Annotated in this window: 10 protein-coding genes; 4 read left to right on the top strand and 6 right to left on the bottom strand. The window is 39.1% G+C overall.

From position 1 onward, the window contains the following. Window positions 1-23 precede the first annotated feature (23 nt). Both EXE10_RS10660 and EXE10_RS10655 read right to left on the bottom strand, forming a co-directional pair. Window positions 24-1199 carry a thiolase family protein gene (locus EXE10_RS10660; RefSeq protein WP_130113345.1) on the bottom strand — a complete coding sequence of 392 codons (1176 nt, stop codon included), beginning with the start codon at window positions 1197-1199 and terminating at the stop codon, window positions 24-26. A 157-nt stretch (window positions 1200-1356) separates the two neighbouring features. Then, window positions 1357-1884: a GspH/FimT family pseudopilin gene (locus tag EXE10_RS10655; RefSeq protein WP_130113378.1), complete on the bottom strand. Its 528-nt coding sequence runs from the start codon at window positions 1882-1884 to the stop codon at window positions 1357-1359. A gap of 375 nt (window positions 1885-2259) precedes the next feature. On the opposite strand from EXE10_RS10655, the gene omp38 reads away from it, so the two are divergent. The 3 genes from omp38 (at window position 2260) to EXE10_RS10640 (ending at window position 4503) form a co-directional block, all read left to right on the top strand. Continuing rightward, window positions 2260-3291, top strand: coding sequence for an outer membrane protein Omp38 (gene omp38, locus EXE10_RS10650; RefSeq protein WP_130113344.1), 1032 nt, complete (start codon window positions 2260-2262; stop codon window positions 3289-3291). Window positions 3292-3408: 117 nt separating this feature from the next. Further along, complete coding sequence (locus tag EXE10_RS10645) at window positions 3409-3876, top strand: OmpA family protein (RefSeq protein ID WP_068972902.1); 468 nt, start codon at window positions 3409-3411, stop codon at window positions 3874-3876. Window positions 3877-3969: 93 nt separating this feature from the next. Next, window positions 3970-4503 (top strand): cysteine peptidase family C39 domain-containing protein, encoded by a 534-nt coding sequence (locus tag EXE10_RS10640; RefSeq protein ID WP_068972936.1) that lies wholly within the window; start codon window positions 3970-3972, stop codon window positions 4501-4503. Between the two features lie 112 nt (window positions 4504-4615). Here the strand turns inward: EXE10_RS10640 and EXE10_RS10635 are convergent, their stop codons facing one another. The 4 genes from EXE10_RS10635 to EXE10_RS10620 all read right to left on the bottom strand — a co-directional run bounded on the left by EXE10_RS10635 (window position 4616) and on the right by EXE10_RS10620 (window position 10168). Then, window positions 4616-5821, bottom strand: coding sequence for an RtcB family protein (locus EXE10_RS10635; protein ID WP_130113343.1), 1206 nt, complete (start codon window positions 5819-5821; stop codon window positions 4616-4618). A 367-nt stretch (window positions 5822-6188) separates the two neighbouring features. Beyond that, the gene (locus EXE10_RS10630) at window positions 6189-7652 is read right to left on the bottom strand and encodes an amino acid permease (RefSeq protein ID WP_130113342.1); all 1464 of its coding nucleotides are present in this window, start codon (window positions 7650-7652) and stop codon (window positions 6189-6191) included. Beyond that, window positions 7652-8686, bottom strand: a complete 1035-nt coding sequence (locus EXE10_RS10625) for a class I SAM-dependent methyltransferase (RefSeq protein WP_130113341.1) — start codon at window positions 8684-8686, stop codon at window positions 7652-7654. The genes EXE10_RS10630 and EXE10_RS10625 overlap by 1 nt, the downstream gene beginning before the upstream one ends. Before the next feature lie 108 nt (window positions 8687-8794). Next, on the bottom strand, window positions 8795-10168 hold the full coding sequence (locus EXE10_RS10620) for a uracil-xanthine permease family protein (RefSeq protein WP_130113340.1): 1374 nt from the start codon (window positions 10166-10168) through the stop codon (window positions 8795-8797). Window positions 10169-10342: 174 nt separating this feature from the next. Here EXE10_RS10620 and typA point away from each other — a divergent pair, with 174 nt between their 5' ends. Then, window positions 10343-12178 (top strand): translational GTPase TypA, encoded by a 1836-nt coding sequence (typA, locus tag EXE10_RS10615; protein WP_068972907.1) that lies wholly within the window; start codon window positions 10343-10345, stop codon window positions 12176-12178. The last annotated feature ends 79 nt before the right edge of the window (window positions 12179-12257 follow it).

The raw sequence follows: 12257 nt of genomic DNA, 5'->3' as shown, positions 1-12257 counted from the left end.
GCTTTTTTGATGGATTGAAAGTATTAAAGAATTTCAATTGCCACAGCAGTTGCTTCACCACCACCGATACACAATGCCGCAATACCTTTTTTACCGCCAGTGCGTTTTAAAGCATGGATCAAAGTTAAAATAATGCGTGAGCCTGTTGAACCGACTGGGTGACCTAATGCACATGCGCCGCCATTGATATTGACTTTTTCAGCATCTAATTTGAATTCATCCATTGGACACATAGTCACCATAGCAAAAGCTTCATTGATTTCCCAAAGGTCAACGTCTTGAGCATCCCAACCCGTTTTATTTAACACTTTTTGGATTGCGCCAACAGGTGCGATGGTAAATTCAGAAGGATGTTGCGAGTTCGATGCATAAGCGACAATTTTCGCCAAAGGATTTAAACCTTTTGATGCAGCATGTTCAGCAGAAGTTAGCACTAAAGCTGATGCACCGTCTGAAATTGAGCTGGCATTTGCCGCTGTAATTGTTCCATCTTTGGCAAAAGCAGGGCGTAAAGTTGGAATTTTTTCAATATTGGCATTAAACGGCTGTTCATCTTGGTCAACAACCACATCACCTTTACGACCAGAAATGGTTACAGGCACGATCTCATCTTTAAACCAACCTTCGGTAATGGCCTTTTGTGCACGTTGTAAAGAACGAATCGCAAAATCATCCATCTGTTGGCGGGTATAGCTTTTGTTATTTGCCATATCTTGAGCAAAAGAACCCATTAAGCGACCTGTTTCAGCATCTTCTAGACCATCAAAGAACATATGGTCTTTCACTTCGCCGTGACCCATACGGAAACCGCCACGTGCTTTTGGAAGTAAATAAGGTGCATTGGTCATGGATTCCATACCACCTGCAACAATCACTTCTGCTGAACCAGCTTTGATCGCATCAGCAGCTTGCATCACGGCTTTCATACCAGAGCCACATAATTTGTTAATGGTGACTGCACCAGTAGAATCAGGTAAGCCCGCTTTACGCATGGCTTGACGCGCAGGACCTTGTTTTAAGCCTGCTGGAAGTACACAACCCATAATGACTTCTTGCACATCACTTGCTTGTAATCCAGAACGATTAATGGCTTCTTTGATTGATGCAGCCCCCAGTTCAGGGGCAGTTGCACTCGCAAGACTACCTTGAAAGCCACCCATTGCAGTACGTGCACCATTGACAATTACGATGTCAGTCATTGTTCTAATCTCCAATTGATTATTCTGAGAATGTATCCAAACTTAAGCAGTATATAAAAATAAATTGGAGAATAAAGTCTATTCAGCCAAGAATAGTGGACTAAACAGGTCAGTTTTTTTGAAAATTAATTACATTCAATTCACAAACACAGATCAATTAACAGGCATAGCTCTCGACTCTTAATAACCCCGTTTTGGGAAGGGCAAATCGGCGGTGTAATGAGGAAGCGTGTTGGCTACAATAATAAAAACTTCCGAAAGAGCTACGAGGTAGACCAGTATCTCCTTGAAAGGTTAATACTTTGGTACTCGTGACACCACCATCCCAAGTCAGTGAACCATATTTAAGTTTTGTATCTACAACGCTATGGATTCTTTCATCTGGGTCTACTTGTTGATTGCTATTGAGGTCACTGAACATGATTATGCCTGTATTCCATTGATCATTGGCACATTGAGTTGTATTGGCAGATGAACAAATCACAATGATAGAATGGTAAGTGACAGCATTACTTTTTGCAGATTGGTTGAGGGTGTGAATGAGTGCTGTAATGTGATTTAACTCTTGTTTCGCTTTGAAATTTAAATATGAGGGAAATGCTAAAGTTGCAAGAATGGTTAGAATTGAAATAGTGACAATCAATTCTACAAGCGTGAAAGCTTGCTCTTTACAATAAGAATACATGTGTTAATCTTCGTTTAAGTATTGTTTTTTATTTGAAAAATAATAATTTTTCTTATAAATTTAAATGAATTGCGTATAGTGGAAAAAAAATATTACTATCGCTTTCTTTTGCTGTTAAAATGCTAGCAAGTAAAAGATAAGCTATTCGCAGAAAAAAATTGAGTAAAAAGTTACCGAATTACAACGGAAATTGTAAGTAATTTTGTCAATAATTTACTTGATTAAAGTTATCAAGCACTTGGAAAAAGCCTCAAGTGTTTGTATGATTCAACGTGAGTAGCTTAAAAATAATACTGGGGTATTAAGTTTATCTCGGATAAGCCAAAAAATTTTAGGCTAAGCTTGAACAACAATTGTTATCTCTGGAGGATATCCATGAAATTGAGTCGTATCGCACTTGCTATGCTTGTTGCTGCTCCATTCGCTGCTGCTAATGCTGGCGTAACTGTTACACCTTTACTAGTTGGTTACACTTTCCAAGACTCTCAACACAATAACGGTGGTGATAAAGGCGAGTTAACAGCTGGTCCTGAATTACAAGACGATTTATTCGTTGGTGCTGCTTTAGGTGTTGAGCTTACTCCATGGTTAGGTTTTGAAGCTGAATATAACCAAGTTAAAGGTGATCTTGACGGTACTGGCGTAGCTGGTTCTGAATACAAACAAACTCAAATCAACGGTAACTTCTATGCTACTTCTGATTTGATCACTAAAAACTATGACAGCAAAATCAAGCCATACGTATTATTAGGTGCTGGTCACTATAAATACAAACTTGATGACATGTCTTACCACAACAACGAAGAAGGTACTTTAGGTAACGCTGGTGTTGGTGCTTTCTGGCGCTTAAACGATGCTTTATCTCTTCGTACAGAAGCTCGTGGTACTTATAACTTCGACGAAAAATTCTGGAACTATACTGCACTTGCAGGTCTTAACGTAGTTCTTGGTGGTCACTTGAAACCTGCTGCTCCTGTAGTAGAAGTTGCTCCAGTTGCTCCAGTTGTTCCAGCTCCAGTTGAACCAGCTCCTCAACCACAAGTTGAAGATCTACAAATGGAACTTCGCGTATTCTTTGATACAAACAAATCAAACATCAAAGATCAATACAAACCAGAAGTTGCTAAAGTAGCTGATGCATTATCTGCGTTCCCGAATGCGACTGCTCGTATCGAAGGTCACACAGATAACACTGGTCCACGTAAATTGAACGAACGTTTATCTTTAGCTCGTGCTAACTCTGTTAAATCAGCGCTAGTAAGCGAATATAATGTTGATGCTTCTCGTTTGACTACTCAAGGTTTTGCATGGGATCAACCGATCGCTGACAACAAAACTAAAGAAGGTCGTGCTATGAACCGTCGCGTATTCGCTACGATCACTGGTAGCCGTACTGTAACTAAATAATTTGTTATTTAGTTTAAAAAAAGCGACTCAATAGAGTCGCTTTTTTAATGGAAATATCTATAATTAAAATTATGCTAAATAATAATTGAATGTAAAATTAATAATTAAAGGTTAACAATGAAATTTATTATTCTCGGATTTATGCTATTGGGTCTAGTCGCTTGTACAACGGCAGATCCACTCATGCCAACAAACTCAATAACTGTTGCGATTCAAAAGCAACACCCTAAAGAGGTTAAGTCCTTAAAAAAAGGTGTGCGAATTTATTTCCAACCAAAATCAACAATGATCGATGAAGAGTATCAACCAGCTTTGTCTGTTGCAGCACAGTTACTTCAAGCAAATAAGAATTTTGCCTTACAAATTGAGGGACATACTGATAGCTCTGGATCTTTGGCATCGAATAATAAAGTGTCATTAAATCGTGCAAATCTTGTAAAAGACTATTTAATCAATGAATATAAAGTTAATCCTGAGCAGTTAATGATATTAGGCTCTGGGCCTACAAAACCGATTGCAGATAATAAAACAGCAGATGGTAAAGCGAAGAATAGACGAGTAGAGGTTATTTTAAAAATTAAATAATTGAAATTTAAAATAACAAGAGATATAGCATCTCTATATAAAATGCTTTATCGCTTATAATCATGTTTCTTGGTTTTGAAACTATGTGGTGAAATAAGCGTGCAGCTACCTGATGAGTTATTAGATTTAGAAGCGAATTGCGGTATTTATGCGATCTGGATGATTTTTCATCATTATGGTGTAGATCTTCATATTCCAGATCTTGTGAAACTCTGTAAGCATAATGATCAAGATGGTACTTTTGGTATCTCACTTGCTGTTGCATTACAAAAGTTAGGTTTAGATGTTACTTTTTATAGTGATGAAGATTTGGTTCAGCATTCAACAGAAGTCGAGTTCTACCAAGAGGCTCAAGTGCTTGGAATCAGTGTTCAACAACCTTCTTGTAGTTATCAAGATATTCAGTACGCAGTTGAAAATGGTAATTTCGTGATTGTGTACTATGACACATTAGAAGGTGTTGGGTACCATTCATTGGTATATTCAATTGATGATGTCGAAATTAGTTTCTTTGATAGTTTCGAGCCTATGCCTAAAACTGTTTTTGAACAGCAACGTCAAGTTGAAGGAATTTGTCGTCAAGTGATCATCGTTGATGATCGAAAATTTTGCATGCGTGATGCGTAATTTATTCAATATGATGTAAATTGAGTTTTTTCTAGATCAGCTTAATTGATAAAAATATGATGAAAATGTATTTCAGCAAAGCGAACTCTGCTGAAATAGGTATTCTAGCTATTTATCCTTTGATACATAATACTTGTTTAAGTGTATGAACGACTTCAATTAAATCACTTTGATTTGCCATGACTTGATGAATATCTTTGTATGCACTCGGAATTTCATCCACAACGCCTTTGTCTTTACGACATTCAATACCTTCTGTTTGTGCAATCAAATCTTGCTGACTAAATAAATGCTTGGCTTTAGTTCGACTCATTTTTCTTCCTGCACCATGTGAGCATGAGCAGAATGAATCGGGATTGCCTTTGCCTTTAACAATAAAAGATTGTGCGCCCATTGAGCCAGGAATGATGCCATATTCATCAAGCCCTGCACGAATTGCCCCTTTACGTGTCACAAATACCTCTTCACCAAAGTGAATTTCTTTACGGACGTAATTATGGTGGCAATTAATTGCTTCTTTGTTCATTTGAAAACTTGGCAGTAATGGGCGAATTGCCTCTAAGATTAAACGCATCATTTCACGTCTATTCTCATAGGCATATTCTTGTGCCCATTCTACAGCTTCAAAATAATCATCAAAGTTATTTGAACCTTCGGCAAAGTAACTTAAATCTTTATCTGGCACATGCCCAAAACGGCTTTGGGCTTCTTTTTTGGCGCGTTCAATAAAGTAAGTCCCAATCACATTGCCCAAACCGCGACTGCCTGAATGTAGCATGATCCAAACATCATCATTTTCATCTAAGCAGAGTTCAATAAAGTGATTTCCACCACCTAAAGTACCGAGCTGTTTTTGCCAAGTAGAATCAAAGCTACGTAACATACGTTTTAGCGCAGGGTGCTTATCTGTAATCAATTTCAGCCTTTTGTCTAAAGGAGAAAGCGTAGAGGCCTTGGCTTTGAGTTGCTTATGCATTTCAAAACCAACGGGTACTTTTCTTTCAATCGCATTACGTAAGGCACTTAAATTATCAGGCAACTGTGATGCTTTTAAACTGATTCGTAGTGCATTCATGCCACAACCAATATCCACACCAACTGCAGCAGGGATAATGGCATTCTTGGTTGGAATGACACTACCTACAGTTGCACCCTTACCTAAATGTACATCAGGCATCACCGCAATATGCGAGTGAATAAATTGTAGCTGTGACATTTTGCGAAGTTGCGTTAGGCTTTCTTCATCCACATCTTGTGTATAAATTTTTACTGGAACGCCATATTCTGCTTTGGCGTTCAAAATCATTTGTATTGCCATGATTTTCTCTTCTTGAATTTTTATTTTGTCCGTGCATATCAAACATATAGGCATAAAAAAACCTAGCGAATGCTAGGCTTTATTACATTGTAATATTTTGCATTCGGACACAATTGTAAACAGTGCCCGTAAGTAGACATCTGCTTGTTTAGTTTTGTTTGTTCTCTGTAAATGGCATGATGTACTCCTTAAATCTGTGAATTCAATATTTGCAAGAATTCGGTATAGGGGAATTGAACTAATCTTATTCAATTTTCAGGCTATTTTATAAATAAAAAAAAGTTTGTCAATTTATTCTTTAAATTTTATTTTTCGATAAGAATAAAAAAGCAGCCCTAAGGCTGCTTCATATTGATGAATAAAGAAATTATTCTTTTTCAACTTGCATTGGCTTTACATCCATTTCATCATATGCGACAAATTTTGATTTGAATTTCCATTTATAACCTAGCCAAATTGCAAGGAAGAGTGGAATACTGATATAGGTTGATAATACGCCCATCCAGTCACCTTTCATAAAGGCTTCATAGTTTTGACCTAAGACCACGATTGCACAGAGAATAAATGCAAACCATGGGCCGAATGGGAAAAACTTCGCACGATAAGCAAGGTCTTCGAGTTTGTAGCCTTGAGCTAAATAACCTTTACGGAAGCGGTAATGTGAAATCGCAATCCCTAGCCACACGATGAATCCACACATCCCTGACATATTGAGCAACCATGTAAATACAACACTTTCACCAATAAATGTGGTTAAGAAACACAGTGCAGCAATTGCAGTTGTTGCATAAAGGGCATTCATTGGAACACCACGAAGATCCAGTTTCGAGAATACTTTTGGCGCTTTCCCTTCACGTGCCATGTCAAACAGCATACGTGTTGAAGAATACATACCTGAGTTACCCGCAGACATGATCGCAGTTAAAATCACCGCATTCATTAAGCCCGCAGCAAAGGCTAAACCTGCTTTTTCATAGAGTAATGTGAATGGCGAAAGGGTAATATTACCGTCGCCTTCAGCAGCCAAAGCAAGGTTTGGATCTGTATATGCCACCAATGTACCGATGATGAAAATACACAAGATATAGAATAAAAGAATACGCCAGAAGATTTGCTTAATCGCAATCGGAATGGTCTTTTTCGGATCTTTAGATTCACCTGCAGCAACACCGACCATTTCGGTGCCTTGGAAAGAGAATCCAGCAATCATTGCCACACCAACTAAAGCTTGGAAACCACCTACAAAAGGAGCTTCACCAATCGTCCAGTTTTTGGTAATTGAATCTGTTGGATCAAGCATGATTTTACCGATCATGAACAGACCGATTGCAATAAAGAAGATAATCGCAATGACTTTGACCAGTGAAAATAAGAACTCACTTTCACCAAAACCTTTAACTGTTAAAGCATTGATAAAGAAAATGATGGCAAGGAACAGGGCGCTCCACCAGAAGCCTGGAATGTCTGGAAACCAAAATTTCATGATGAATTGAACAGCAACTAATTCAAATGCAACCGTAATTGCCCAGTTATACCAATAGTTCCAGCCCAGTGCGAAACCAAAGCCTTCTTCTACATATTTATTACCATAAGTAAAAAATGCGCCTGAAGTTGGGTTGTGCGTAGCCAATTCACCAAGACTGGTCATCAAGAAATAAATCATGACACCAATTAATACATAGGCAAGTAATGCACCGCCTGGACCCGCTGTCGCAATGGTTTGACCTGAAGCAAGGAATAAACCTGTTCCGATTGAACCACCAATGGCGATCATATTTAAATGTCTTGCTCCAAGCTTTCGCTGAAGTTTTGGATGACCATTATCGCTCATCATGATTCCTTACTATTTTTTTGAGTATTGGCAAATAACACTTTAAAGCCTTGTTGATCTGCTTTAGTCTCACATCGACCAAAGCTTTGCTCAATCAGTAATGGGTAATTGAGGAAGCGGTTCGCCACAATCCACAACTCCCCCCCCGATTTTAAATGTCGTCTTGCCGTTTTACATAAATTTTCACTGGCATTGTAATCTGTTTGAATCCCCTGATGAAATGGGGGATTGCTGACGATTGCGTGCAAGAATAGCGGTGCATCTTCAATTCCAGTTACAGCTTTGACTTCAAGTTGTTCTAATGGCAACGCATTTTTTTCAAAAGTCATTTGCGTCGAGGCCAATGCAAATGCATCTACATCTAAAGCAAAGATACGGTTTTTAGGATTTAATTTGGATAAATATGCACTGATCACGCCTGCACCACAACCAAAATCAGCAATTTTCCCAGCAGTCACCTGTTTTAAATAAGGCAATAATACTGCAGTACCGACATCCAAACGGTTTTGACTGAATACACCTGGTAATGCGCAAATCGTCAATTCTCCAGCTGGTGTTTCAACTGGATAGTGTTGAACCCATTCAGCAAGTGGTTTGGCAACAACAGTCTTATCAGTCGTCAGTTGCCACATTTGACAATGGCGTGCGCTATCTAATTTGATACTTCGACCATAAGGTTGTAATTGTTTGGATGCACGTTCTACACCGCCTTTTTTCTCTCCAACCAAGAAAATAGAAGCACCGACTGCTAAGCGACTGACCAAATTATGCAGAATATAATTGAGTAATTCTTTTGATTTTGGAACAAAGACGATCGCTTGATCAAAGTCTGATTCAGGAAGATCAGTTCCAAAATGTACATCTGTTTGTAGGTTTTGGAAGTATTGAAATTCATTAAAATTCCACGTCCAAACACTTGCTTCGATGTCATGAGCTAAATTTGAAAGTAGGTCATCCATTGGTGCATTGACCAATAACACGCGTCCAGAAAGGTAGTCATGCTGTCGAATGACAACTTCACTTCTCGGCTCCATATTCACCATCCATCATTAAATAAAAAAGTATGTTTATCTTCATTAAAATGAAGCTCAAACAAACCAAATGCCCAGACTAAGCTGGGCATTATACAAAGAATTGATTCGTTATTTTTTAGTTTCAGGTAAAACTAAATTTAAAATCAAGGCAGCAATACCACCAGTTGCAACACCAGAACTAAAAATGTTTTTCGGTAGTTCTGGTAAATGTTCTAAAATTTGAGGAACTTGCGCAACGCCTAAGCCTAGAGCTAAAGAAATTGCGATGATTAATAAAGCACGACGATCTAGCTGAATTCCCGATAAAATGTTAATACCAGATGCAGCAACAGCACCAAACATCACCATCACAGCACCACCAAGTACAGCTTGTGGTACAGCTTGGATTACACCTGCAACAGCAGGGAATAAACCGAGGATGATCAACATGATCGCAATCCAGATCCCGACATAACGGCTTGCAACACCAGTTAGTTGAATCACGCCATTATTTTGGGCAAAGACTGAACTTGGGAATGTATTGAAAATACCTGCAAGGAAAGAGTTTGCACCATTTACCAATACACCACCTTTAATACGTTGCATCCAAACAGGACCATCAACCGGTTGATTTGAAATTTTAGAGGTTGCGGTAACATCACCAATTGCTTCCAAAGAGGTCACAAGGTAAATGAAAGCCATTGGAATAAATAAGCTCCAAGAGAAGCTAAGACCAAAGTGCATAGGGGTAGGGATTTGAATCACAGGTGTATTTTCTAAACCTGCAAAATTTAAATGCCCCATATAGCCTGCCAGAATGTAACCAATCACCAATGCAATTAAGATCGCTGAACTTTTCAGCCATACGATTTTAAAACGATTGAGCAAAATAATGATGGCTAATACGGTGCATGACATGATTAAGTTATCAGCACTGGCAAAGGTTTTATCTGACATGGCTTGATAACCACCGCCCATACTGATGAGACCTTCTTTAATCAAAGTTAAACCGATGAGAAGTACAACAATACCTGTAACCAATGGTGTGATCAGTTTTTTTACCCAAGGTAAAATACGGGAAACACCCATTTCGATAAAAGAACCCGCAATGACGACACCAAAAATAGATGCCATGACAGCTTCTACAGGTGTGCCAGCTGCAACCATGGCTGAACCAATCCCGATGATAGGACCAATAAAGTTAAAACTTGTTCCTTGAACAATTAATAAACCAGCGCCAAATGGACCAACTTTTTTACATTGTAAGAATGTTGCAATCCCCGAAATCACCAAAGACATGGATAAAATCTTGTTGGTGTCATGTGGAGACACACCTAATGCCAAGCAAATTAATAAACCCGGCGTTACAATTGGAACAATGATTGCAAGCAAATGTTGCAGGGCTGCAAAAAAAGCGATAAGTGGTTTTGGACGATCATTTAAGCCATAAACAAGATCAATTTGACCCTGTTTTTGCTCGGGAGAGGTATGAATATCAGACATGACACAGAGAGAGAAAGCAGCAAGATGGCGCTATTCTAATCTGTTTACACACTATTACAAAACAAAAAGCCGACTGTTGTGAAAAAAACTTGTAACTGTCAATAAACTGTCACTACTAAAAGTTATATTTTTTCTGTATAATTTGCCCTCAAACTTTAGGCGTATCGAATTTACATGTCAGATATTAAAACTCTCCGTAACATTGCCATCATTGCGCACGTCGATCATGGTAAGACGACTCTTGTAGACAAACTTTTACAGCAATCTGGTGCTCTTGGTGATCGCGCGGGCGAGATTGAGCGTGTCATGGATTCGGGCGCTATTGAAAGCGAACGTGGTATTACCATTCTTGCAAAAAACACTGCAATCAAATGGTTAGACAAACGTACTGATACTGAATACCGTATTAACATCGTGGACACCCCAGGACACGCCGACTTCGGTGGTGAAGTTGAACGTGTAATGTCGATGGTTGACTGCGTATTGCTTCTTGTAGATTCACAAGAAGGTCCAATGCCACAAACTCGTTTCGTAACGCAAAAAGCGTTCGCACGTGGTTTGAAACCAATTGTGATCATTAACAAAGTCGACAAGCCAAGTGCGCGTCCAGACTGGGTTATTGATCAAGTATTTGATTTGTTTGATAACTTAGGTGGTACTGACGAACAGTTAGACTTCCCAGTTGTATATGCATCTGGTCTTCGTGGTGTGGCTGGTCCATCTCCAGAAGAACTTGCTGAAGACATGACACCATTGTTCCAAAAAATTGTTGATGTTGTTGAACCACCAGCAGTTGATGTTGATGGTCCATTCCAAATGCAAGTGTCTTCACTTGACTATAATAGCTTCGTGGGCGTTATCGGTGTTGGTCGTATCCAACGCGGTTCAGTGAAATTAAACACACCTGTAACTGTTATCGACAAAGACGGTAAAACACGTAACGGTCGTATCTTAAAAATCATGGGTTACCACGGTTTAGAACGTATCGATGTTGAAACTGCATCTGCTGGTGATATTGTTTGTGTAACTGGTATTGATGAACTTCATATCTCTGACACAATCTGTGATCCTAAAGCAGTTGAAGCGCTTCCAGCACTTTCTGTAGATGAACCTACAGTGTCTATGACTTTCCAAGTCAACAATTCACCATTTGCGGGTAAAGAAGGTAAATTCGTAACTTCACGTAACATCCGTGAACGTCTTGACCGCGAATTGATCCACAACGTAGCACTTCGTGTTGAAGATACTGACAGTCCAGACCGTTTCAAAGTTTCTGGTCGTGGTGAACTTCACCTTTCTGTATTGATCGAAAACATGCGTCGTGAAGGTTTCGAGATGGGCGTATCTCGTCCTCAAGTAATCTTGAAAGAAGTTGATGGCGAAAAACAAGAGCCATACGAAAACGTAACTTTTGATGTTGAAGAACAGCACCAGGGTTCTGTAATGGAACAAATGGGTCACCGTAAAGGCGAAATGACCAATATGGAAGTTGACGGCAAAGGTCGTATCCGTATTGAAGCAACTGTTCCTTCACGTGGTTTGATCGGTTTCCGTTCTGAATTCTTGACCATGACTTCTGGTACAGGGATCATGACTTCAAGCTTCTCTCACTATGGTCCTATGAAACAAGGTACTGTTGCGAAACGTCAAAACGGTGTGTTGATTTCTATGGTTCAAGGTACTTGCCTTGGCTATGCATTGTTCACACTACAAGACCGTGGTCGCCTATTTGCTAAGCCACAGTTAGAAGTTTATGAAGGTATGATCGTAGGTATTAACTCACGTTCAGACGACATGACTGTTAACCCAACTAAAGCAAAACAGTTAACAAACGTACGTGCTTCTGGTACTGATGATGCGTTGACTCTTGTTCCTGCAATCGAATACACGCTTGAACAAGCGCTTGAATTCATTGAAGATGATGAATTAGTTGAAGTAACACCTAAGTCAATCCGTATCCGTAAACGTTGGTTGACTGAAAACGAACGTAAACGTAACCGTAACGGCTAAGCCTTACCGTTAAGTTGAAGAAAACCGCCATTCATTGGCGGTTTTTTTATGACTGAATATTTTGCTATAGTGGTTTTAT

It is taken from the genome of Acinetobacter sp. WCHAc060033, assembly GCF_004209125.1.
Classification (GTDB): Bacteria; Pseudomonadota; Gammaproteobacteria; order Pseudomonadales; family Moraxellaceae; genus Acinetobacter; species Acinetobacter wuhouensis.
This window is presented reverse-complemented; position numbering and strand designations above follow the sequence as displayed.